The 21,094-nt window shown below is 65.7% G+C and carries 18 protein-coding genes; 10 read left to right on the forward strand and 8 right to left on the reverse strand.

Translation table 11 applies throughout. The features are described 5' to 3' along the window. Both AABD04_RS24145 and AABD04_RS24150 read right to left on the reverse strand, forming a co-directional pair. Positions 1–666 (reverse strand): SDR family NAD(P)-dependent oxidoreductase, encoded by a 666-nt coding sequence (locus AABD04_RS24145; protein ID WP_341442793.1) that lies wholly within the window; start codon positions 664–666, stop codon positions 1–3. Continuing rightward, the gene (locus tag AABD04_RS24150; RefSeq protein ID WP_423228189.1) at positions 663–1,364 is read right to left on the reverse strand and encodes a TetR/AcrR family transcriptional regulator; all 702 of its coding nucleotides are present in this window, start codon (positions 1,362–1,364) and stop codon (positions 663–665) included. The genes AABD04_RS24145 and AABD04_RS24150 overlap by 4 nt, the downstream gene beginning before the upstream one ends. Before the next feature lie 187 nt (positions 1,365–1,551). Here AABD04_RS24150 and AABD04_RS24155 point away from each other — a divergent pair, with 187 nt between their 5' ends. Genes AABD04_RS24155 through atzF form a run of 5 tightly spaced genes read left to right on the forward strand, consistent with a single transcriptional unit; the run spans position 1,552 to position 8,282 of the window. Then, on the forward strand, positions 1,552–3,099 hold the full coding sequence (locus tag AABD04_RS24155; protein ID WP_341442795.1) for an amino acid permease: 1,548 nt from the start codon (positions 1,552–1,554) through the stop codon (positions 3,097–3,099). 6 nt (positions 3,100–3,105) lie between these two features. Next, positions 3,106–3,888 (forward strand): urea amidolyase associated protein UAAP1, encoded by a 783-nt coding sequence (locus AABD04_RS24160; RefSeq protein WP_341442796.1) that lies wholly within the window; start codon positions 3,106–3,108, stop codon positions 3,886–3,888. Then, positions 3,870–4,538 (forward strand): urea amidolyase associated protein UAAP2, encoded by a 669-nt coding sequence (locus AABD04_RS24165; protein WP_341442797.1) that lies wholly within the window; start codon positions 3,870–3,872, stop codon positions 4,536–4,538. Before AABD04_RS24160 ends, AABD04_RS24165 begins: the two co-directional genes overlap by 19 nt. Beyond that, positions 4,535–6,559, forward strand: coding sequence for a 5-oxoprolinase/urea amidolyase family protein (locus tag AABD04_RS24170; protein ID WP_341442798.1), 2,025 nt, complete (start codon positions 4,535–4,537; stop codon positions 6,557–6,559). The genes AABD04_RS24165 and AABD04_RS24170 overlap by 4 nt, the downstream gene beginning before the upstream one ends. Then, positions 6,549–8,282, forward strand: a complete 1,734-nt coding sequence (atzF, locus tag AABD04_RS24175; protein ID WP_341442799.1) for an allophanate hydrolase — start codon at positions 6,549–6,551, stop codon at positions 8,280–8,282. The genes AABD04_RS24170 and atzF overlap by 11 nt, the downstream gene beginning before the upstream one ends. Here the strand turns inward: atzF and AABD04_RS24180 are convergent. Together AABD04_RS24180 and AABD04_RS24185 are read right to left on the reverse strand one after the other, a co-directional pair. Continuing rightward, positions 8,232–8,873, reverse strand: a complete 642-nt coding sequence (locus tag AABD04_RS24180; protein WP_341442800.1) for a LysE family translocator — start codon at positions 8,871–8,873, stop codon at positions 8,232–8,234. The two genes, atzF and AABD04_RS24180, sit on opposite strands and share 51 nt — an antisense overlap. Before the next feature lie 62 nt (positions 8,874–8,935). Then, on the reverse strand, positions 8,936–9,826 hold the full coding sequence (locus AABD04_RS24185) for an SGNH/GDSL hydrolase family protein (protein ID WP_341442801.1): 891 nt from the start codon (positions 9,824–9,826) through the stop codon (positions 8,936–8,938). Between the two features lie 253 nt (positions 9,827–10,079). Here AABD04_RS24185 and AABD04_RS24190 point away from each other — a divergent pair, with 253 nt between their 5' ends. Further along, positions 10,080–10,247: a hypothetical protein gene (locus tag AABD04_RS24190; RefSeq protein ID WP_341442802.1), complete on the forward strand. Its 168-nt coding sequence runs from the start codon at positions 10,080–10,082 to the stop codon at positions 10,245–10,247. Here AABD04_RS24190 and AABD04_RS24195 read toward each other — a convergent pair. Then, on the reverse strand, positions 10,244–10,486 hold the full coding sequence (locus AABD04_RS24195; protein ID WP_335741210.1) for a hypothetical protein: 243 nt from the start codon (positions 10,484–10,486) through the stop codon (positions 10,244–10,246). The two genes, AABD04_RS24190 and AABD04_RS24195, sit on opposite strands and share 4 nt — an antisense overlap. A 237-nt stretch (positions 10,487–10,723) precedes the next feature. Here AABD04_RS24195 and AABD04_RS24200 point away from each other — a divergent pair, with 237 nt between their 5' ends. Then, positions 10,724–11,698, forward strand: a complete 975-nt coding sequence (locus tag AABD04_RS24200; RefSeq protein ID WP_243609374.1) for an NAD(P)/FAD-dependent oxidoreductase — start codon at positions 10,724–10,726, stop codon at positions 11,696–11,698. Here the strand turns inward: AABD04_RS24200 and AABD04_RS24205 are convergent. Further along, positions 11,695–12,402 (reverse strand): Clp protease N-terminal domain-containing protein, encoded by a 708-nt coding sequence (locus AABD04_RS24205; RefSeq protein WP_243609375.1) that lies wholly within the window; start codon positions 12,400–12,402, stop codon positions 11,695–11,697. The genes AABD04_RS24200 and AABD04_RS24205 overlap by 4 nt on opposite strands. 196 nt (positions 12,403–12,598) lie before the next feature. Here AABD04_RS24205 and AABD04_RS24210 point away from each other — a divergent pair, with 196 nt between their 5' ends. Together AABD04_RS24210 and ggt are read left to right on the forward strand one after the other, a co-directional pair. After that, positions 12,599–14,821 carry a putative bifunctional diguanylate cyclase/phosphodiesterase gene (locus AABD04_RS24210; RefSeq protein ID WP_341442803.1) on the forward strand — a complete coding sequence of 741 codons (2,223 nt, stop codon included), beginning with the start codon at positions 12,599–12,601 and terminating at the stop codon, positions 14,819–14,821. Between the two features lie 21 nt (positions 14,822–14,842). After that, positions 14,843–16,774: a gamma-glutamyltransferase gene (ggt, locus tag AABD04_RS24215; protein ID WP_243609377.1), complete on the forward strand. Its 1,932-nt coding sequence runs from the start codon at positions 14,843–14,845 to the stop codon at positions 16,772–16,774. A 3-nt stretch (positions 16,775–16,777) separates the two neighbouring features. Here the strand turns inward: ggt and AABD04_RS24220 are convergent, their stop codons facing one another. After that, the gene (locus AABD04_RS24220) at positions 16,778–18,226 is read right to left on the reverse strand and encodes an amidase (protein WP_341442804.1); all 1,449 of its coding nucleotides are present in this window, start codon (positions 18,224–18,226) and stop codon (positions 16,778–16,780) included. Positions 18,227–18,478: 252 nt separating this feature from the next. Between AABD04_RS24220 and AABD04_RS24225 the strand changes: the two genes are divergently transcribed. Continuing rightward, positions 18,479–20,053 (forward strand): AbgT family transporter, encoded by a 1,575-nt coding sequence (locus AABD04_RS24225; RefSeq protein ID WP_341442805.1) that lies wholly within the window; start codon positions 18,479–18,481, stop codon positions 20,051–20,053. Here AABD04_RS24225 and AABD04_RS24230 read toward each other — a convergent pair whose 3' ends face one another. Further along, the gene (locus AABD04_RS24230) at positions 20,054–21,043 is read right to left on the reverse strand and encodes an Lrp/AsnC family transcriptional regulator (protein WP_341442806.1); all 990 of its coding nucleotides are present in this window, start codon (positions 21,041–21,043) and stop codon (positions 20,054–20,056) included. Positions 21,044–21,094: the final 51 nt, after the last annotated feature.

Genomic DNA, 21,094 nt, shown 5'->3' on the forward strand with positions numbered 1-21,094 from the left:
CTAATCCGTGGCGACCTGAACCCGGAACCTGTCGCGCTCGGTGTGCAGGCTCCACAGCTGCTCGGCGAGAGCCTCGGGGCTCTTCTTCGGATCGCTGCCGTCGATGGCACCACCGATGATCAACTGCGACACCTGAATTCCCTCTTCGGCCAACTCCTCGTTGAGCAGCTGCGCATAGGCTGCCTGCCCTGCGAACGCGATGGACGTACCGGTGACGGTACGGCCGGGCTTCACGGCAGAGCCGCCGTTGACGAAGAGGATCGTGCCCTTGTCCTTACCGAGAAATCGCATTCCCGGTAGCACCTGATGGACGGCGGCGATGGGACCGTAGATGGAGAACTCGACCGGGCCGACCATGTCTGCCGGGGTGGTCTCGAGTACGGGCCGCATGAAGTCCTTCTGCGGAAGCGGGCTGTACTGCAGCACCTCGATGGGGCCGAGTGTTTCGGTCACCTGCTCCAACGCCGCGGCGATCGAGGCCGGGTCGCGCACATTGGCGACGAATCCCTTCGCGGATACACCCTCGGCAGCGAGCTGATCGGCAAGGGCGTCGACACGGGCCTGGTTGCGGGAGATCAGGCCCACCGAGAAACCCTGAGCGCCGAACTTACGCGCCACTGCTGCGCCGAGACCTGCACCTGCTCCGACAATTGCTATGGAAGTCATGTCCTGTGCAATGACCGACGATCCTCGACTATTCCGTCGACCGACTCGAGCAGGGCCTCCGCGCTGTCGTGCAGCGCAGTGACATCTCCGGCCCAGCCGAGCACGCGCAGTGCGGCCGCGGCGATCCCGGCCGCATCGGCGGTGGGGTCACTGCGCCCGTTCTCGCGGTCGGCGCGCGCGTTCACCACGGTCTCCACCAGGCGAAACGGTAAGTCCTCCGTCCCCGTCCGACGCTGGGAGCCCAGTTGATCCAGCGTGTCCGACGCGATGGCCGCGTACAGGCTCATCAGCGTGTAGCGATGGTCGCGGAAGGTCTCGAAGCGCTCGCTGCGCAGCTCGGGTTGCAGGTAGAGAGCGCCGAGATTCCAGGTGGACGCGGCGAGCTGGCCGGCGTCGAAGTAGGTCAGTGCGTACATCTGGGTTGCGGCATCGGCCGACGAGTCGCGGATGCGCTGGGCGACGGCCAGCGGCGCGTCGACGGTGCCGCTGAGGAGCGCGTCGAGGATGTCGTCCTTGGTGGCGAAGTGGTGATAGAGCGAGGCCTGACGCAATCCGACGGCGTCGGCGATGACGCGAGTCGAGGTGTTGGTGAAGCCGCGCGTGGTGAACAGCTCGGCTGCAGCGTCGAGAATCTCCTCGCGGGCGGTGTCTCCTGCCCGCTTCTTTGTGCTCAACCTCGGTCTGCCTGCGCCGGTCATGGCCCCATCTTGTCAGCTCGACGTGACGGTGAGATTTCTGTCATCTGATCGAAATAGACGAAACGAGCTTGTTGCACGACGGTCACCGCCCGGGAACGGCGGTGCCGAAAACTATCAACTGACAGAAACCCGCCTCGGCGATGCAGCGGGCGGTCACTCACCACCCACCTCGCCTGTAGGAGAGAACATGAGCTCGACAACATTGCCGGCCCCGGGCGCGGGTTCGGAACCGTCGTCCACCACCGACCATTCGGATCTGGCGGCCCTCGGGTACGACCAGCAACTGCACCGCAGTCTCGGCAAGTATGCGTCGTTCGCGGCCGGCTTCTCGTTCGTCTCGATCCTCACCACCATCTTCCAGCTCTTCGGCCTCGGCTTCAGCTTCGGCGGCCCGGCCTTCTTCCTCACCTGGCCGCTGGTGTTCCTCGGCCAGTTCATGGTGGCCCTCAACTTCGCCGAACTCGCAGCCCGCTATCCCATCTCGGGCGCGATCTACCACTGGTCGCGGCGAATGGGCGGTGAACTGGTCGGGTGGTTCGCCGGTTGGTTCATGATCATCGCGCAGATCGTCACCGCTTCCGCCGCGGCCATCGCACTGCAGGTGGTACTGCCCAGCATCTGGGGTGGATTCCAGCTGATCGGCGAGGACACCGCGCTCACCTCACCGAGCGGTGCTGCGAATGCCGTTGTGCTGGGCTCGATTCTGCTGGTGCTCACCACCACCATCAACTGCATCGGCGTGAACTGGATGTCGCGCATCAACAGCATCGGCGTCACCTGCGAGATCGTCGGCGTCATCGCCCTCGTTCTGGTGTTCTTCACCCACGCCGAACGTGGCCCGCAGGTGGTCTTCGACACCGGAAGTGCCGGAGCCGATCCCGGCTACATCGGCGCCTGGATCGTCTCGGGCCTGATGGCCGCCTACGTCATGGTCGGCTTCGGATCGGCAGGCGAACTCGCCGAGGAGACCCGCAATCCCCGACGCGTCGCGCCGCGCACCATCCGCCTGGCCCTGTCCGCATCGGCACTGGGCGGCGGCCTGATGATCGTCGGCGCACTCATGGCGGCACCGAGCCTAACCGACGGTCAGCTTGCGACGCAGGGACTTCCGTACGTCATCGACTCGATCCTCACGTCCCCGTCGGGCAAGGTCCTGCTCGTCGACGTCGCCATCGCCGTGTTCATCTGCACCCTCGCCATCCAGACCGCGGCATCACGGCTGATGTTCTCCATGGCCCGCGACGGGCGACTGCCCGCCTCGACGGCTCTCGCGAAGGTCAACTCGCGCACCGGAACCCCCATCGCACCCTCGGTCCTCATCGGACTCGCCTGCATCGCGATCCTGGCGGTCAACGTCGGCAACTCCGCGATCTTCACCACGCTGTCGAGCGTGTGCATCGTGCTGATCTACCTCGCCTACATGATGGTGACCGTCCCGCTGCTGGTCCAGCGACTCAAGGGCTGGCCGCACGGCGGCGTGCAGCATGATTCCGACGGCGAGAAGCTCTTCACTCTCGGCCGACTCGGCCTGCCGGTCAACATCGCCGCAGTTCTCTACGGCGGACTGATGGTGATCAACCTGTCCTGGCCGCGGGCCGAGATCTTCGACCCCACCGGCGAATTCCCACTACTGCGGTGGGCGGCACCTTTGACCGTCCTCGCCGTGATCGTCGTGGGCATCGCCTGCCTTCCCCACGGCAAAGCCCACCCGAAGCCCGTCACGATCGGAGCCTGAACTCCCATGAGCACAGCAACCACCCATTCGGCCAAGGAACATGCGCGGTCCCAGGCGACCGTCGCACCGGCCCCCACCGCTCCGGAGGGCATCTCGGAGCTCACGTGGGCCGAATCGGTTCCCGGCGGCAGCTACGCCACCAAGGTCCTCGCTCGCGGAACTCGCCTGCGACTGGTCGACGTCGACGGTGCCGCCTGCGCCAATCTGCTGCTCTACCGCGCCGACGCCCCGTGGGAACGACTCAACACCGCCGACACCGTCAAGGTGCCGTGGCAGGCGTACCTGAGCTCGGGCCACCCCCTGCTCTCGGACCAGGGCCGCGTGCTGGCCACCATCGTCGCCGACACCTCCGGTTGCCACGACGCACTGTGCGGGACCACCTCCACCGCGACCAATGTCGCCAAATACGGAGTCAGCGGACCACATTCGTCGGCTCCGGCTGGGCGTGAACTGTTCACCCTCGCCGCAGCCAAGCACGGACTCGAACCACGCGACGTCGCGCCGTCCCTGTCGTTCTTCCACGGCGTCACCGTCGCCGCGGACGGGAGCCTCGTCAGCACCGGCTCGGCCGGACCGGGCCGCTCGGTGGACCTGCTCATCCACCTGCCGGTGATCGTGTTGCTGGCCAACACCGCTCACCCACTCGACCCCAGCCCCGAGTACCCGACAACGACCCTCGACGTGCTGGCCTGGAAGGCACCCGAAGAGCTGCTCACGCTCGACAACCCGGAGCCGGAATACCAGCGCGCAGTGCAGAACACCGAGAACGCATGGAAGGCAGCGCAGTGACCACCAGTGCAGTGACCACCAGAACCCCCGAGACCACGATCGTCCGCGACGAGATCGCCCCTGCGTTCGGACCCTGGTCCGCCGTCGTCGAAGCCGGTGACATCCTGACCATCGTCGACCTCTACGGCAATCAGGCCGTCGACACTCTGCTGTACGGAGCGCACGATCATGCGCTCCGGTACTCCGCCGCTGCGACGGTCACCGCGCAACAGAACTTGTTCCTCACCACCGGAACCGTTCTGCGCAGCGATGATTCGACGCCGCTGATGACGATCGTCGAGGACGAGGTCGGCAACCACGACACCGTCGGCGGCGCCTGCTCCAAAGAATCGAACACCCTGCGCTACGGCCACCACACCCAGCACCAGCACGCGTGCGTCGAGAACTTCCTCATCGAAGGTTCCAAGTGGGGTCTCGGCAAGCGAGACCTGGCCCCCAACATCAACTTCTTCATGAACGTCCCCGTCGACGCGGACGGCACCCTCGGCATCGTCGACGGTTTGTCGGCCCCCGGCAAGAAGCTCTCGCTGCGCGCCGAGATCGACACGCTGGTGCTGGTGTCCAACTGCCCGCAGATCAACAACCCCTGCAACGGGTTCGACCCCACCGCAGTGCAGATGATCGTGACGCGAGAGTCGGCAGGGGCATGAACGCTGTGAACAGTACGGCCGCCAAGATGACCGTGCAACGACCCGGGATGATCACCACGGTGCAGGACTGGCCCGGACGCATCGGCTACTGGAAGGTGGGCGTGCCGCCGTCGGGGCCGATGGACGATCTGTCGTTTCGGCTGGGCAACGTCGCACTCGGCAATCCCGAGGGTGCTCCGGGGCTCGAATCCACCATGGCCGGGCCGGCCCTGACTTTCGATGCCGACACCTATGTCTGCGTCACCGGTGCCGCGGTACCGGTACGCATCGACGGCCGACCGGTCCCGCAGTGGAAACCGGTTCTGGTCCCCGCCGGGTCGACCCTCGATGTCGGCACCACCACCGGCCACGGCCTGCGGGTGTACGTGCTGATCCAGGGCAGCCTCGATGTCGACGACTATCTGGGCAGCGCAGCAACTTTCACGCTCGGCAAGTTCGGCGGGCATCGCGGCGGCACCCTCGGTGAGGGTGATGTCATCGGCCTGGCCGGCCGCTCGGACAACTCCGCTGTGCTCGGACCCATTCCCATGGAACACCTACCGGTGCTGACGTCCAGCTGGGACATCGCCGTCACCGAGGGGCCGCACGGCGCACCGGAGTTCTTCACCCGCGACGACATCGACACCCTCTACGCCACCCGCTACGAGGTGCACTTCAACTCCGATCGCACCGGAGTCCGGCTGATCGGGCCGAAGCCGCAGTGGGCCAGGACCGACGGCGGCGAGGCCGGACTGCACCCGTCGAACATTCACGACAACGCCTACAGCGTCGGGGCTTTGGACTTCACCGGCGACACCCCGATCCTGCTCGGACCCGACGGCCCGAGCCTCGGCGGATTCGTCTGTCCCGTCACCGTTGTCGCCGCCGAGCGGTGGAAGCTCGGCCAGCTGCGACCGGGGGACACCATTCGCTTCGTTCCGGTGCGAGCCGCAGCCACCGCGCCGCTGGGATCACTCGGTCTCGCTCGTCGAGCGTCGCTGCCCGCAGTGTTCTCCGCAGGCGGAGACGGGGACGACGGCGTCATCGCTCGACGCGACGCCGACACGTGCGTCACCTACCGCCGATCGGGCGACGACAACGTGCTCGTCGAGTACGGGGACATGAAGCTCGACCTCACACTGCGTGCCCGGGTACACGCCCTGCACCAGCGGATCGAGGGTATCGCGCCCCGGGGCCTGTTGGACCTGACACCTGGCATCCGCTCGTTGCAGGTGAAGGTGAATCCCGATGTGCTGTCGATCGATTCGTTGATGGGCCTGCTGTCCGAGGTCGAGGACGACCTTCCCGCGGCCTCGGAACTCGTGGTCCCCAGCCGCCAGGTTCGCCTCCCGCTCTCGTGGGACGACCCCTCGACCCGGGAAGCAATTCAGCGGTACATGCACGGCGTGCGCGCCGACGCCCCGTGGTGCCCCTGGAACATCGAGTTCATCCGGCGGATGAACGGACTCGACTCCGTGGCAGACGTGTTCGACACCGTCTTCGCGGCGGACTACATGGTGCTCGGACTCGGTGACGTGTACCTGGGTGCTCCGGTCGCCACGCCACTGGATCCACGACACCGCCTGGTGACGACCAAGTACAACCCGGCGCGAACCTGGACGCCGGAGAACGCCGTCGGGATCGGCGGGGCGTACCTCTGCATCTACGGCATGGAGGGCCCAGGCGGGTATCAGTTCGTGGGTCGAACCACGCAGGTGTGGAACCACAGTGCCGCCTACAGCGGCGGCCCGTTCGAGGAGGGAACCCCGTGGCTGTTGCGGTTCTTCGACCGAATCTCCTGGTACTCGGTCGAACCCGAGGAGCTGATGGATCTGCGCGCCGACCTGGCCGCAGGCCGCGGCGGTGGAGTGGAGATCACCGACGGTGAGTTCTCACTCGCCGAGCACGAGACCTTCCTGGACACCAACGCGGACTCCATCGCCGAGTTCCGTGCAACGCAAGCCGTGGCCTTCGGTGCCGAGCGTGACGCGTGGTCGGCTGCGGGCGAATTCGACAAGAAAGGCAAGATCGATGCTGCCTGAGGTCCGAGACCGAGTTCTGCAGGCCTACAAACGAATCGCCGAGGTGGATCGACCCGAGGTGTGGATCACCCTGCGCGACGAGGACGACGTGCTGGCCGAGGCCGTGTCGCTGGACGAGGCGCTCGCGGCCGGTGCGGATCTACCGCTCGCCGGTACGCTCGTCGCGGTCAAGGACAACATCGACGTGGCGGGTCTGCCCACCACCGCGGCGTGCCCCGAGTTCGCCTACATTCCTACGGAGTCCGCTGTCGCCGTCGAGCGACTGACGAGCCAGGGCGCATTGGTGCTGGGCAAGACCAACTTGGATCAGTTCGCCACCGGATTGGTCGGCACCCGTAGCCCGTACGGCGCGGTGCGCTGTGCCTGGGACCCGACGTTGGTCTCGGGCGGATCCAGTTCGGGTTCGGCCGTCGCCGTGGCACTGGGCATCGCGGACATCGGAATCGGAACCGACACAGCGGGATCCGGACGAGTGCCCGCAGCCTTCCACGGAATCGTGGGCATCAAGGCCTCGCTGGGTATCGTGCCGACCACCGGCGTCGTGCCCGCGTGCGTCGACTACGACTGCGTCACCGTTCTCGCGCGCGATCTCGACAGTGCCACTGCAGCGATGAACGTGATGACCGGGCCCACCATCACCGATCCACGCAGCCGGGCGTGGCCGGCCGACGTGCGACTGGCCGCGTCACCGGAGCCCCGGGTCGCCATCCCGCGAGGTGAGGATCTGGCGTCGTTGAGCCCGGCGTACCGTCGGGCATTCGAGGAGACGGTGGCCGGCCTGGCCGAGAAGGGCTTCACCCACGTCGAGGTCGATATCTCGGAGCTACTCGACGCGGCCACACTGCTGTACGACGGAGCGATGGTGGCGCAACGCTATTCGGCCGTCGGGAAGTTCCTCGACACCGAGCCTGCCGGTGCCGACCCCACGGTCGCTGCGATAGTCCGCTCCGCCGCAGGGCCGTCCGCCCACCGATATGTGGACGATCTCGACACACTCGCGCGAGCGAAGACCACTGCCCGCGCACTTCTGAGCGACGTCGACGGCCTGCTGTTGCCCACCACCACCGAACATCCCACTATTGCTGCGGTGCAAGCGGATCCGAAGAATATCAATCGACGCCTCGGCACGTTCACCAACTTCTGCAACCTACTCGACATGGCTGCGGTGGCCGTTCCCGGTGCCCCGACGCACGACGGCACCCCGTTCGGGGTCATGGTCGTGGTACCGGCGTTCGAGGATCAGATCGCGATAGACCTCGCCGCACGACTGAGCGGCACACCGTCACCGACTCTGATCGAGGACGGCATCGAGGTACTGGTCGTCGGTGCGCATCTGCGCGGCTTTCCGGTGCATCACCAATTGACCGATCGCGGTGCGCGATTCAGTGGTGAGGTGACCACCACGGCGGACTACCGGCTGGTGGATCTGCACACCACCCCGCCCAAGCCAGGCCTGGTGCGGCGCGCGGGTGCCGGCGCTCCCATCTCCGGAGAGCTCTACCGCATGTCCGCTGCCGCGCTCGGGACCTTCCTCGCGGGGTTGCCCGCGCCGATGGGTCTGGGTCCGGTCGAATTGTCCGACGGTCGCTGGGTCACCGGATTCTGCTGCGCGCACGATGCGGCCGAGAAAGGAACCGACATCACCGAATTCGGCGGCTGGAGCGCATACAGCTCACGCGGGCACGGGCCTGCCGCCGTCGGTGGCGATCCGCACCGCCAGTAGCCCGAGCACCGTGCCCATGAGGTAGCGCTGCACCCTCAGCCACGTGGGGCGGACGGCCAGGAACTGCGCGATCGATCCGGCCAGCACCACGATCGCCAGGTTGACCGCCACCGCCACCGCGATCTGCACACTGCCGAGCGTGAATCCCTGCAGCAGAAGGTGACCGGCCGCGGGATCGACGAACTGCGGGATGACCGAGATGTACATGATCGCGATCTTCGGGTTCAGCAGGTTGGTCACCAAACCCATGGTGAACAGTCGCCGAGTCGAATCCTGCTGCAGCTCGGTCGGTTCGAATGCCGAGACGCTCCCGCGCAGCGCCTGCACAGCCAGCCAGGCGAGGTAGGCCGCGCCGGCGAGCTTGACCGCCGTGTAGAGCGCGGGCACGGCGGTGAACACCGCCGCCAGGCCGAGATTGGTGGCCGTCAGATAGACCAGGAAGCCGAGTGCGACTCCGGCCAGCGACACCGCACCCGCCCGTCGGCCCTGCGAAATGCTGCGCGAGACAAGGTAGATCATGTTCGGTCCCGGCGTCAGAACCAACGCGAGAGCCACTGCGAACACACCGAGAACTGCGGAAGACGACACCATGCGGTCAAGACTTCACGTCGACCGGCTCGCCTGAGAAGAGCCAGTTACGGTTTCGTGGTTCCCTATCCGGCACGCACGGCAGAGGCGACCGCGTCACCGATCGCTGCCATCCCCGCCGCCGTGGGGTGCAGCGGCGCAGCAGGATTCTGCGGGACGACGCCCTCGAAGTACCGCTGGTCCGGAGCCACGCACACGTCGTGGCCGACGCTCAGCGCCTCGGTGTCGACGAATTCCGCACCGTGTTCCTCCGCCTGCGTTCGCAGGGCCTCGTTCATCGCGGTGATGTTGCCCTGGATGTAGTCGGCGTCCTCGGGCAGCATCGGTTGGGTGGGAAAGCAACCGCCGTCCGGCAGATAGGTGCCGTAGCCGACCACCAGAATCCGTGCCTCGGGCGCACGTTCGGCCACCGCGTCGAGCATCGCTCCCCAGCTGGGTGCTCTGTCGGCGATGGCCGTCGCCACGGTATCGACGCCGCCTGCGGTGAGGCGGTCCTTGCAGATGTTGGTGGCCGAGGTGTCCGCGAACGTCAGGCATTGCACCGCCGTCGAGACGAGCCCGATGTCGTTGCCGCCGATCGTGACGGTCACCAGATCGGTGTCGGGGGTCAGCGCGTCGAGTTGCACGGGCACCTCACCGCTGGATGTGCTCTGTGGTGTGGCGACGATGTTCTCGGTGACGGCACCCGAGCAGGTCACATCGACGAACGAGCCGGTCGCCAATTCCTCGGCGAGCACGTGAGGATAGTTGGCGTCGGACTGCTGACATCCCGGAACACCGATCTGGTCGGGGATACGCGGGCCCGATGCGGCCGAGTCACCCAGCGCGACGTAGTTCAGCGGAACAGACGCCTCCGCCGACACAGCAGGCCCCTCCGGTACCGAAGAATCCGACGAACAGCCCCCAAGCAGACCGGCGCTCACAGCAAGACCGACGAGAATTCCCTGGCTCCTCACAGCGTCGACGCTACAGCTGCCGGTAATCTCGATCGGGTTGTCCAGGACACACGGTCCATCGCATCGAACAGAGGAATTACATGATCACCGCGTTCATCAACCAGATCCTCAGTGGCTTCGGCTCCATCTCCGCTGGCAGCAGCGGCTTCGAGCTGGCACCGGGAACGCTGCCCTTCGGGCTGTAGAGACACCGAACGCTCGCCCGCGCGGTGGCCGACGATTGCTTCTTCCGCCGCGCGGGTAGTCCGGCCTCATGACTACCCACAACAACGACTCGAAGAACGACGACACTGCACCCGACGCCAGGGAGGACGTGACGTCCGATCCGGCCGCGGCAGCGGAGGACAACGACTGGTCGAGCGAAGGCGGAGCCGTAGAAACCGGTCCCGCGACCGACGACGAGCGAACCGCAGGCAACTAGCCGATCAGACGGCGGGGAGCGGCCCGCACAGTGCGGACGTCACCGTCGGCGACGATATGCTCCACCGTCTCACCACGGGTGCGCATCGACTCGTCGACGGCGAAGTCCACACGAGCATCCCCGAGCCAGTCGACGCCGACAACGATTCCCACGGTTCCCTTCGGGATACCGCTACGCCACCGAACGTGCCCCAGATTGCGGACCGTGATCACGGTCTCTCCGATCTCGAAGTGCCCCATGCGCCCCCCCGGCTCGATTCTTACCGACCAGTACACCTCGAGCGAACTCCCTGTTCAAGCGGTGCATGCGCGCTTACGACGACCACCGGAGACCACGACACCGGTCGGCGCGATCACAATTCGGCTATTCGCCCGTTTCACGCCTTCGATTACGACGTCGGGTACTTTTCGATTCCACCATTTGCCGATGCGGCAAGAATATTTGCCAGTATTCGATCTGAGTCGGACACTGTCGACATGACTACAGACACCGATCCACACCTTCCGGTCGACGCGATCATCGTCGGCGGCGGAGTCGCCGGACTCAGCGCCGCCGTCGCCCTCGGCCGTTCCCGACGATCCGTCGTGATCATCGATGCCGGTGACCCGCGCAACGCGCCGGCAGCGCACTCTCACAACTACCTCACCCGCGACGGCGCGTCACCTCTCGAACTGGTTCGACTCGGCCGAGACGAGGCGCGGCACTACGGCGCACGCATCGTCGACGGCGTCGCGACCTCGGCGAGGAGAACCGCATCCGGGTTCGAGGTGACCCTCGCCGACGGTTCGGTCGTCCGCGGCCGGAGGATCCTGGTCACCACGGGCCTCACCGACGTCCTGCCGGACATTCCGGGCCTCGCCGAGCGATGGGGTCGCGACGTTCTGCACTGCCCGTACTGCCACGGCTGGGAGGTGCGGGATCGCGTTGTCGGAATCATCGGCAGCGCCATGGTCGGGCACCAGGCACAGATGTGGCGCCAACTCACCGAGCACGTCACGGTATTCGCCCACACGGCAACGGAATTGGCTGCGGGTGATCTCGAGCGACTCGACGCACGCGGCATTGCCGTCGTCGACGAGGAAATCGCTCGAATCGACGTCGACAACGACGCCATCGTGGGGGTGACGCTCGCGAACGGCGAACGAATTGCGCTCGACGCGTTGGTCGTGGGACCCAACTTCACCTCCCGCGCGGACATCCTGGTGTCGCTGGGGATCGGCACCACCGAGATGGTCATGAACGAGAACGTCCTCGGCACGTACGTCGAGGCCGACCCCGTCGGTGCCACATCCGTTCCTGGCGTCTGGGTTGCAGGCAACGTGTCCGCGCCGATGGACACGGTGGTTGCGGCGTCGGCGGCCGGAACGAAAGCGGGCGCTGCCATCAACGGCGACCTGATCGAGGAGGAGGTGCGCTCCGCCGTGGAGCGGAAGAAGTCGGCGCAGCCCTAGCTCTCCAGAGCGGCCAGCCCCTCTTCGATCGCCCCCTTGCGGACTCCGAGCTCCGCAAGGGTGGCATCCTCGTTCTCCAACAATGCCAGCAGAATGTGCTCGGTGCCGATGTACTTGTGCCCCAAGCGAAGCGCTTCGCGGAACGTCAGTTCCAACACCTTCTTGGCACCGGCGTCGAACGGCACCAGGTCCGGGATCGGGTCGGTCGGTTCCGGCAATGTCGCCGTCACCGCAGAACGGATCCGTTCGGGCGTCTGCCCCTGAGCACCCAACAACATCGCTGCCGACCCCTCGGGTTCGCCGAGCAGGCCGAGGATCAAATGCCCGGTCGTGATTCGGTCGTTGGCCGTGGCCCGCGCCTCGTTCTGCGCTCCGACCACCACGTTGCGAGCCCGCGGGGTGAAACGCGAGAAGCCCTGACTGGCATCGAGATCGGCCGGATCGTCACCACCCTTGGCGACGAAACGCTTCTGCACCGCCTGTTTGCTGACCCCCATGGATGCACCGATGGCGGTCCAGGACGCCCCGGAGCGACGGGCGCGGTCGACGAAATGTCCGATCAGATGATCGGCGACCTCGCCGAGAGCGTCGGCGGCGATCACCGCGCCGGACAACTGATCGAGGGTATCCGTATGCACTTTTTCGATGGCCTCGATGAGGTCGTCGAGACGGACGGGATTCGTCATCTTCAGCGATTCGGTCATACGTCAACTCTAAGTTGACGATCACCTGACGTCAACCCTTGGTTGACGACGTCGCCCTCGCAACATCGGTTGGCTTGCTTTCGACGCAGAGGGCGAACTTCGGCGTCGTACGCACTGCGCTACGACGTATATTCACCGATGAAGGCGTCGCGAATGCCATGTGATCGCCGCGAGTGACAAGGAAGTGGGTCCTTCGATGAATACGAAGGTCGCTGCCCCCTTCGCCATGCATTCGAAACGAACCGCCGGCCTGATCACCGTGGCCGTCGTCGCGACCACCGTGTTCGTACTCGGGGACGCCGGGGTGCGCGCCGGTGTCCTGGCCACCGTCGCCGTCGGTTCGGTACTCGCCATCACCGCTGCCATCCGTCGCTATCGACCCGATGATTCCCGATGCTGGTGGGCCCTGCTCGGTGCCTCGGTGTTGTTCATGTTCGGGGTCTCCCTCCGCAGTGATCCCAGCGCACTGAATCACTCGTTCCCACTGCTGCCGGACCTGTTCACGCTCACCGGGTACGCACTCGTCGGGTACGCACTCTCGCGTTGGATTCGAGATCGTAAGTCGATCGACGACATCACTCCGCTCGTCGACGCCGGTCTGATCTTCCTCGGCACCCTGTTCCTGTCGTGGCTACTGTTCATCTCGCCTGCGCTGGAATCGCCGCGCTCGTCGGCATCGACGGTGCTGAACGGGGTGTATCCGGCGATCGACGCGGCGTTGATCACCCTGACCACCTACCTGCTGTTCTCCGCCAAGCCCCGCACGGCTGCGCTGCAGTGGGCCCTGATCGCCCTCGTTGCAACACTCGTCGGCGACGTCTCGTACGCCTTCGCTGCCACCACCCCCGACGCGCCTGCGTCGGGATTGCTCGACGGCATCTACCTGTTCGCGTACCTCTCCCTCGCGATGGCCGCGCTCGATCCGTCGATGCGCACCGTCTCCCAACGCCAGATTCCTGCGCCCGCGCACAGCAGCCGCCGCGTCGTGTTCGTGGTGCTCATGCTGTGCGTGTGCGCTACGGTGCCGCTGCTCGGCTCGGCGGTATCCACCGGAGATCTGATCGTGCGGTCGTTGTTGCTCGCCTCGATCCTGGTGGGTGCCTTCCTCCGTGGGGAACGCGCACTGACCAGAGTGCAGGCGAGCGAAGAGCACGCGAAATATCTGGCCGCTCACGATCTGTTGACCGGCCTTCCGAACCGCACGATGCTCGACGAGGAATTCACCCTGCTCGAGCGCGCCCAGAGTCCAGGACGAACGTGCGTCCTGTTCGTCGACCTCGACAACTTCAAGATGGTCAACGACTCGTACGGCCACCGAGTAGGCGACGAACTGATCATGGCTGCGGCGAGCCGGATCCGCTCCGCAGTCGGCGCAGCCGACACCGTGGTTCGGTACGCGGGCGACGAGTTCGTCGTGCTGACCCGACGCGATCGCGGTGGTGCAGAAGCGTTGGCCCGCCGCATCATCGATCGAATGAACGAACCGTTCCCACTCAGCGCGGCAACGGCATACGTCACGGCATCGGTGGGCATCGCCGACGCGGACCGACTGCACGACGCCATCCGCGAGGCCGACACCGCGATGTATCACGCCAAGTCTCTCGGGCCGGCGCGCTTCGCGTTCTTCGACGAGTCCCTCCGCGCTCGTGCGACATCGGCCATCGAGACGGCCACCGCGCTGCGCGGCGCGATCCGGCGCGGTGAGCTCGAGGTGTACTACCAGCCGATCATCGCGACCGCCTCGCGCGCAACAGTCGTCTACGAGGCATTGGTCCGCTGGAACTGGCAAGGACGTGTACGCGCCCCCAACGAGTTCGTTCCGATCGCCGAATCGACCAATCTCATCCAGGAGATCGGCGAATGGGTGCTGCGTACCGCGCTCTCGGACCTGGTGACGTTACGCGCGAACGGCCAAGACGTCACCATGTCGGTGAACGTCTCCCCGATGCAATTGCGCGACGATTCACTGCCCGTCGTCGTCGGACGACTCCTCGACACGTACGGCCTCGACGGAGCGGATCTGGCGCTCGAGATCACCGAGAGCGTCCTGATCGACGACATGGGCGCGGCCAGAAGCGTTCTCGACCGACTCGCCGCGATGGGGGTGCTCATCGTGCTCGACGACTTCGGTATCGGCTACTCCTCGCTGAGCAGGTTGCGCGCGATGCCGATCGCGCTGCTCAAGATCGACAAGTCCTTCGTCCACCAGATCGGCAGTTCCGAATCCGATACCCAGCTGATTCGCGCCATCGTCGCCATGGCATCGGCGCTTCCGGTGGCCACCGTGGCCGAGGGCGTCGAGACCGAGGAGCAGGCCGCGATCATCGAAGCTCTCGAATGCCGCTTCGCGCAGGGCTTTCTGTTCGGCAGGCCGGCGCCCATCGCACACTGGCTTCTCGAATCTGCCGAACGACGGTGAACTCGGTGTTAGCGTCGGTCGGTGTCTGCAATCGGAGTGCACCGCTCGACTGTCCTTGCCTGTGCCCTGCTGCTGGTGCCGCTCGCCGCGTGCAGTAGCGGCGAGAGCACCGATCCCGACTCCGCGGCCGAGAACAGTTGTGTCCTCGGTGCCAGTGGCGGCACCCCGATAGGAGCGACGCCGAGCGCGAGTTCGGGCGACATCTCCACCAATCCGGAAGTGGCGACCGGGTATCGAACGAACATGACCCCGGTGGAAACGGCCTCGTACTCGGTCTCGACCGCCAATCCGGTCTCCACCGAGGCCGCGTGCGCGGTCCTGCGCGACGGCGGTACCGCGGCCGACGCACTGATCGTCGCGCAGACGGTACTGGGCCTCGTCGAACCGCAGTCGTCCGGAATCGGCGGCGGCGCCTTCCTGATGTACTACGACGCGGCCACCGGGGAAGTTCAGAGCTACGACGGCCGCGAGACCGCCCCGATGAGCGCGACCGGCGATTACCTGCGGTACATCGACGACGTCAATCGCACTCTGCCGCAACCCGATGCCCGTTCGAGTGGGCGGTCGATCGGTGTTCCGGGAGTCCTGCGCATGCTCGAGCAGGCCCACGACGATCACGGCACCCAACCGTGGGGTGAGCTCTTCCAACCCGCAATCGGTCTCGCGGACAACGGAATCGAGATCAGCCCGCGCATGGCGTCGTCCATTGCCGACTCGGCACCGAAGCTCGCCCTCGACCCCGCGTCCAAGGAGTACTTTCTACAGCCGGACGGCACCGGCAAGCCGGCCGGGACGGTTCTGAACAACCCGGCGATGTCGAAGACGCTCTCCGCCATCGCAACCGACGGTGCCGACGCCTTCTACACCGGTGATATCGCGCAGGCCATCGTCGATGCGACCGCCGACACCACCGCAGGCCGTACCCCCGGACAGATCACGCTGGAGGATCTCGCCGCGTACGAGCCCAAGACTCGTACGGCCGTGTGCACCGAGTACCGCGACCACGACATCTGCGGTATGCCCGGTCCGTCCTCGGGCGGTATCGCGGTGGCATCGGCGATGGGAATTCTCTCCAACTTCGATCTCGCGCAATACGCGCCGACGGGGATGGACGCCAACGGCGGCACCCCGACGGCCGAGGGTGTGCACCTGATCGCCGAGGCCGAGCGCCTCGCGTATGCCGATCGTGACAAGTACGTGGCCGATCCGGACTTCGTGCCCCTGCCCGGTGGGTCGCCCGACGCGTTGCTCGATCCCGAATACCTCAGCGAGCGAGCAGGACTGATCGACGAGGGTCGGTCGATGGGTACCGCGCAGCCCGGCGACTTCGGCCCGGTCCAGTTCGCCTCGTCCACCGATCCCGAATACGGCACCAGCCACATCTCCGTCGTCGACAGCGAGGGCAACGCGGCCTCGATGACGACGACAGTCGAGTCGGCCTTCGGCTCGTTCCACATGGTCGACGGGTTCCTGCTCAACAATCAGCTCACCGACTTCTCGGCCTCGCCGGTGGCCGAGGACGGAACTCCGGTGGCCAACCGCGTCGAGCCGGGGAAGCGTCCGCGCAGCTCGATGGCCCCGACACTGGTCTTCGATCGTGGCGACGACGGCGCGCGCGGCGACCTTGCGCTCGTCACCGGCTCTCCCGGCGGATCGGTGATCATCCAGTTCGTCGTCAAAACGTTGGTGGGACTGCTCGATTGGGGCATGGACCCACAGCAGGCGGTGTCGATGGTCGATTTCGGTGCCGCCAACACACCGTCGACCAACTACGGCGGTGAACACCCGAACGTCTCGGGTGAGGACGATCCGGTGGTGGTGCAGCTCCGCGAGATGGGCCACCAGGTGTCGGTCGCAGACCAGTCCAGTGGACTGAGCGCACTCGAGCGCACCGACGGCGGGTGGATCGGAGGAGCCGACCCACGCCGTGAGGGTGAGGTACTCGGCGGATGACGCTCAGGGCACGACAGCCGCGGGGCCGGCAGCGGACGTCACCGCCAGCTCGGGCTTGCGTCGGTGGAAACCCGTCGACGCCTCGAATGCGTGCGCGACGCGGAGCAGCAGCCGGTCGGCCCCATCGGCTGTGACCATCTGCAGTCCGACGGGCAGACCGGACGAGCTGAAGCCACCCGGAACAGACAACGACGGCAGTCCTGTCGCCGAGATCAAACAGGCCGCGCGCATCCAATCGAGATAGTTCCCCATGGGCGTGCCGTCGATCTCGGTCGGGTATTCCTCGTCGGCTCGAAACGGCAGTACCTGAACCGCAGGCGCGATCAGGACGTCGTACGTCGAGAAGAAACGTCTGACGGCCGCACCGAGGCGACTACGAGCCGCGTTCGCAGAGATCATGTCTCGGGTGGTGAGCGCCATGCCCTTGTCGACGTTCCACTGCACCGCGTCCTTCATCCGGTGCCGGTGCTCGGCCAGCAGGTGACCGTAGTTGGTCGCGAAGTCGAACGCACGCGTGGTCTGGAAGACCTCGTCTGCGTCGGACAGATCCGGGCAGCCGACCTCGACGACGGCACCGAGATCCTCGAAGACGTGGAGCTGGCGACTCAGGACCTCGACCACCTCGCGTTCCACCGGCACGCCGAGACCGAAATCGGTGGTCCACGCAACCCGCAGGCCACGCAGAGTGGCGGGCTCCGCCGATGCGTAGGCGTCGTCGATCGGGAGACTGTGCGGGCTCGACGCGTCCGGGCCGGCGATGGCGCGCATCAGAAAGCGCACGTCCTCCACGTCGTGAGCCAGTACGCCTTGCCGGGCGATCCACGCCCACGGGTTGCGCGCGGGAGTCAACGGGACCCGACCGAGCGACGGACGGTACCCGACCAGGTTGCAGAACGATCCCGGGGTACGCAGGGATCCGCCCATGTCGGAGCCGTCACCGGCCGGCTGCACCCCCGCGGCTATCGCGGCTGCGGCCCCGCCGCTGCTACCGCCTGCACTTCGGGTGGGGTCGTACGGATTGGTCGTCGTCCCGAACAGCGGGTTGAAGGTGTGCGACCCCGCGGCGAACTCCGGGACGTTGGACTTTCCCGTCGAATTGACTCCCGCGCGCTTGAGGCGCGCGATGATGCCGCTGTCTTCGGTGGGAACGTTGTCCGCCATCACCGGAGACCCGAACGTGGTGCGCATGCCTGCAGTGAGGTGGTTGTCCTTGTGGGTCATCGGCACGCCGTGCAGCGAGGGCAGTGCCGCACCCGATACCGAATACTCGTCCGCAGCGAGGGCGCGCTGTTCTGCGGTCTCGGCGTCGAGTGTGACGATCGCGTTGACGACGGGATTGATCTGCTCGATGCGCGTCAGATGGGATTCGAGAGCTTCTCGCGCCGAGATGTCACGACGGCGGATGCTTGCGGCCAGCTCGCGCAGGGACATGGACTCGGCAGCACTGCTCATGGATCTCCTCGCTTCGGTCCGGCATCGCCGGAAGTGTTGTCGGCAGCCTATTTACACTCTGCATGCGCCCGCAGCACAGACAGAACCATCCTTCGCAATTGAGTGTTTTCGCCCGTCGCGTGGCGGATTCGCGCATACGGCCGGAAAAAACACGCAAGCAACAAATCGGCAACGTGAAACGAGTTGAGTGAGCAGAACATTCGCCATCGTGCTCTGTGTCACAATCCGAAGGTCTGCGAAGGAGAAACACCGATGTCCAGTCGAATCGACGGCCCGCCAGCAACTCCCGCGATGGCGGAGGACCAATTACCCAGGGGATTGAGACCGCTCTTCGCGCTGGTCTCCGGCATCGAGCGGGTGGGTAACAAACTGCCTCACCCGTTCCTTCTCTTCTGGATTCTCGCGGCCATCCTGGCTGTCGTCAGCGCAGTGCTCGCGGCCCTCGGTACCAGCGTCGTACTCCCCGGTACCGGCGAGTCGACAGCGGTTCGGAGTCTGTTGAGCAGTGACGGCGTCGCCATGATCTTCGGGACCGCGTTGGACAACTTCGCAGCCTTCGGTCCGCTGCCGATCATCGTCACCGTCATCCTCGGCGTCTCGGTGGCAGAGCATTCGGGCGTGCTGACCACGTTGTTGCGCACCACCATCGTGAAACTTCCCACCAAATGGGTGACGTTCGCGGTCGCATTCGCCGGCACCATGTCGCACGTCATGTTCGATGCAGCATTCATCGTCGTCCTCCCCTTGGCGGCACTGGCCTTCAAGGCTGCGGGCCGCAGCCCGGTACTGGGCATGATGGTTGCATTCGTGGCCATCTCGGGTGGGTACAACGCATCACCGCTCATCACTCCGAGCGACGCGATTCTGTCCTCGTTGACGACCTCGGCGGCGCAGATCGTCGATGCGGAGTACGTGGTGACGCCCGTGGACAACTACTTCTTCAGTCTCGCTTCGTCATTGGTGATCTCCGTGTTCATCACCCTCGTCGTGGAACTGGTGATGGCCAAGCACATGAATCTCGACCCCGACGACGGCGTCGAGGACGGTGCCGAGAATCTGAAATTGGAACTCGAGCCCGCAGAGAAGAAGGGGCTGCGCCGCGCCGGCATCGCGTTCCTGATCTACGTCGCAGTCATCGTCGCAGCTCTGCTGCCTGCATCGTCACCACTACGAGGTGAGAACGGTGGCTTCGTCCAGTCCGTCGTCATGGAGAACGTCGCCTTCTTCATCGCCATCGCGTTCGTCCTGACCGGCTGGGTCTACGGCAGAACCACCGGCAGCTTCGGCCGTGCGCGGGAGATCCCCGAATCCATGGCAGTGGGGATCAGGACCCTCGCTCCGATTCTGGTCCTCTTCTTCGCGATCTCCCAGTTCCTCGCGTATTTCAAGTGGACCGGAATCGGCAACGTCGTCGCGGTCAACGGGGCGGAGCTGCTGAAGGCCGGTGGGTGGCATCCGTTGGTCGTCTTCCTGCTGATGCTGGTGGTCATCTCGATCATGAACCTGCTCGTCAGTAGCGGCTCGGCCATGTGGGCGATGCTCGCGCCGGTGCTGGTCCCGATGCTGATGTACATCGACGTCAACCCCGCAACCACTCAGGCCGTGTACCGGATAGCCGATTCCTGCACCAACGCAATGACTCCCATGTCCGCCTACTTCATCCTCACCCTCGGGCTCATCGAGCGATACAAGAAGAATGCGGGTATCGGCACCCTGGCGTCGTTCACCATCCCCGTCGCACTGGGCATGCTGATCGTGTGGGCTGCGCTGTTCGCCGTCTGGTACGCCTTCGGTATCCCGCTCGGCCCGGGTGCACCCATTCGCTGATCAGTACAGGTAGGCCGCGGATTCCGAGGCGAACAGCCGATTGCCGCTGCGTTTGGTGGCTCGCAACACCGATACCACCGAGATCGAATCGGCCAGTGCCGACCATTTTGAATGAGTTGTCATCTCGTGCAACGCAACTCGATCCGAGCAGGCGAAATTGATCAGTAGACCCTCGGAGCCGGCGACCGCCACGGCGTACCGCACCTCGGAATGCTCGAGCAGCAGGTCGACCAGGTTGTCGTGGTGCCGCGGTGCAACCTTCACCCACACCATCGCTTCCGCGGCGTACCCGAGCAACGCCGGTTCGACCACTACGCGCAGGCGGGACTTGTTCGTCTGCTCGAGTGTCTCCATATGACGTCGAACCGTGTTCACCGTGGTGCCCACCACGCGCGCGATCTCCGACGTGGGTGTGCGCGCGTCCTCGGCCAGCACGCGCAGGATGCTGCGATGCAGCGACGAGATCTCCGGGCCGATTCGCCCGTCCGGCTGATAGCCCTCGTGGACGGGGGGAGTCAGGGCGGCCACCTGCCCGTGGTCGAGGATGCTCGGACGCCACTCCCGTACCGAACGATAGACACGGGTGATCGGATCGACTCGAATTCGCCGAATACCACTGACGCTCGGCAGATCGTCGAGCACGAGATCGGCCAGGTGCGCGTCGTCGACCAGGATCTCCGCGATGCACTCCTCGTGTCCCGACGTGGCGTAGACGAACATCGTGTCGTCACGACGGGCCAGCCCGACGGCCACTGCGCGGGCCATACCCACGTGGCAGCGCGCTCGAAGAACGACGGCACCGGTGGCACCGATGACTCCGACCACGCGAACACTGCCCGACTCCAGCAGTTCCCGCCCCCGTCGAGTCACCGTTCTCTCGGGCTCGCCGAGCGCGTCGGCGATGCTCGCCCACGGTGCCCTCGGGTTGACCTGCAGTGCCGCGGTGATCCGACAACTCAACGGATCCAACGCTTCTCGACTCTGCCTCATCGACCGCACCTCCTGAAGTCGTCACTGGGCAGGGACGAGGCTGCGTCTACG

The organism is Rhodococcoides navarretei, assembly GCF_038069675.1.
In the GTDB taxonomy this organism is placed as follows: domain Bacteria; phylum Actinomycetota; class Actinomycetes; order Mycobacteriales; family Mycobacteriaceae; genus Rhodococcoides; species Rhodococcoides navarretei.

Coding starts and splice junctions, on each gene's coding strand:
- AABD04_RS24145 (WP_341442793.1), bottom strand. CDS start 666: ATGACTTCCATAGCAATTGTCGGAGCAGGTGCAGGTCTCGGCGCAGCA.
- AABD04_RS24150 (WP_423228189.1), bottom strand. CDS start 1,364: ATGACCGGCGCAGGCAGACCGAGGTTGAGCACAAAGAAGCGGGCAGGA.
- AABD04_RS24155 (WP_341442795.1), top strand. CDS start 1,552: ATGAGCTCGACAACATTGCCGGCCCCGGGCGCGGGTTCGGAACCGTCG.
- AABD04_RS24160 (WP_341442796.1), top strand. CDS start 3,106: ATGAGCACAGCAACCACCCATTCGGCCAAGGAACATGCGCGGTCCCAG.
- AABD04_RS24165 (WP_341442797.1), top strand. CDS start 3,870: ATGGAAGGCAGCGCAGTGACCACCAGTGCAGTGACCACCAGAACCCCC.
- AABD04_RS24170 (WP_341442798.1), top strand. CDS start 4,535: ATGAACGCTGTGAACAGTACGGCCGCCAAGATGACCGTGCAACGACCC.
- atzF (WP_341442799.1), top strand. CDS start 6,549: ATGCTGCCTGAGGTCCGAGACCGAGTTCTGCAGGCCTACAAACGAATC.
- AABD04_RS24180 (WP_341442800.1), bottom strand. CDS start 8,873: ATGGTGTCGTCTTCCGCAGTTCTCGGTGTGTTCGCAGTGGCTCTCGCG.
- AABD04_RS24190 (WP_341442802.1), top strand. CDS start 10,080: ATGACTACCCACAACAACGACTCGAAGAACGACGACACTGCACCCGAC.
- AABD04_RS24195 (WP_335741210.1), bottom strand. CDS start 10,486: ATGGGGCACTTCGAGATCGGAGAGACCGTGATCACGGTCCGCAATCTG.
- AABD04_RS24200 (WP_243609374.1), top strand. CDS start 10,724: ATGACTACAGACACCGATCCACACCTTCCGGTCGACGCGATCATCGTC.
- AABD04_RS24205 (WP_243609375.1), bottom strand. CDS start 12,402: ATGACCGAATCGCTGAAGATGACGAATCCCGTCCGTCTCGACGACCTC.
- AABD04_RS24210 (WP_341442803.1), top strand. CDS start 12,599: ATGAATACGAAGGTCGCTGCCCCCTTCGCCATGCATTCGAAACGAACC.
- AABD04_RS24220 (WP_341442804.1), bottom strand. CDS start 18,226: ATGAGCAGTGCTGCCGAGTCCATGTCCCTGCGCGAGCTGGCCGCAAGC.
- AABD04_RS24225 (WP_341442805.1), top strand. CDS start 18,479: ATGTCCAGTCGAATCGACGGCCCGCCAGCAACTCCCGCGATGGCGGAG.
- AABD04_RS24230 (WP_341442806.1), bottom strand. CDS start 21,043: ATGAGGCAGAGTCGAGAAGCGTTGGATCCGTTGAGTTGTCGGATCACC.